The organism is Priestia sp. YIM B13486 (assembly GCF_042787865.1).
GTDB lineage: Bacteria > Bacillota > Bacilli > Bacillales > Bacillaceae_H > Priestia > Priestia megaterium.
Window position 1 is genome coordinate 1 of record NZ_JBHZOZ010000036.1, and the last position, 1,453, is coordinate 1,453.

Below are 1,453 nucleotides of genomic sequence, written 5' to 3' on the forward strand. Positions count from 1 at the left end.
TAGATAACCTGTTCTTTAATATCCTTTGCAAAAAGAGGATCATTCTTTGTGTTATATTCAAAATCTGCTAAATAGTCATCTTCTATAATATACACATTGTATTTATAAGCTAACTGTAAAATAGCTTCTTTGTCTTTTTTGCTATATGACGTTCCTAAAGGATTATGGAAGCGTGGCATTGTATAAAAAAATTTAATCTCTTCTTCATTGAATATTTTTTCTAATTGCTTTAGATCAATACCTTGTGCTGTACGTGGAATCCCTATTGTACGAATTCCATATGTTTTCAACATATCCATATACAAATGGTAACTAGGTTGTTCAACTAAAATAGTAGATCCGTTATTTGGAAATGGCATCATGCTTAGTAAAGCGAGTGCCTGCTGAACCCCTGAAGTGATGAAAATCTGTTCAGATTTCGCAAATACTTGATAAGATTCTAAGAGTTTTTTAGCTTCTGTAATTAATAAAGATAAACCTTTTGGTGTTCCATAACGAAACAATTCTTCTTGATATGTATCAATCGCTTTATTAATACACTGTTGAAAGTCTTTATAAGGAAATGCATGCCACGTTGGAGATGATGTTGCAAAATCAATGCCTTCAGTAAATGTTGGTACTTCGAAGACCTGATGTTCCACGACGTAATAACCACTTTTTGGAATGGAATAAATAATATGTTGCTCTTCTAATCGTTTTAAGGCAGCTAATATTGTACTTTTATTACAAATATATTGTTGCGATAAGCCTCTAATTGAGGGTAATTTTGCCCCTGCTGGAAAGTCTCCAGACTGTATCTTTTGAAGTAGGGATTGATAAATTGTTTCATATTTAAGCATAGTATTCCTCCAAATACACATCTGTACCGATACAGATGTGTATTTTTTATATCGTAGATACTGTTAGTTTCTCTTACTATAATGATAACCGGCCGGGTAAATCTAAAGGGGGTCATTCATATGGCTGAAAAGAAAAAAGCATATATAGCAGCACTTACTTATGCCATTATTATCGGATTATCATTTATGTTTGTCAAAGTTGCATTAATTATTGCTACACCTTTTGATGCATTAGCACATCGATTTACTATTGCTTTTATAGGGGTTACAATCTTAAAAGTATTAACGAAAAAATCATTAAAAGTAACCAAAAAGGATATAGGGATTATTGCCTTGTTAGCTATTTTATACCCCACTCTCTTTTTTGCTTTTCAGGTATTTGGACTAGTGAATATATCATCATCTGAAGCTGGAATCATTCAAGCAACAATCCCAATTTTCACATTAATCTTTGCGAGCATATTTTTAAAAGAAACATCTACATCTGGTCAAAAGATAGCTATTATTTTCTCGGTAGTAGGTGTGATATATATTATGTATATGAACGATATAGGAAATAAAAATCCTAGTCTACTAGGAAGTGGTTTGATTTTAATTTCCGCACTTGTATCGTC

At 32.1% G+C, this 1,453-nt stretch carries 2 protein-coding genes; one reads left to right on the forward strand and one right to left on the reverse strand.

Annotation, left to right across the window (positions count from 1 at the left end; translation table 11 throughout):
- On the reverse strand, positions 1-839 hold an 839-nt coding region (locus ACFX4G_RS28170; protein WP_377578384.1), incomplete at its 3' end, for an aminotransferase-like domain-containing protein.
- A gap of 120 nt (positions 840-959) precedes the next feature.
- Between ACFX4G_RS28170 and ACFX4G_RS28175 the strand changes: the two genes are divergently transcribed.
- Positions 960-1,453, forward strand: a 494-nt coding sequence (locus ACFX4G_RS28175; protein WP_377578387.1) for a DMT family transporter, incomplete at its 3' end; no start/stop codon positions are given.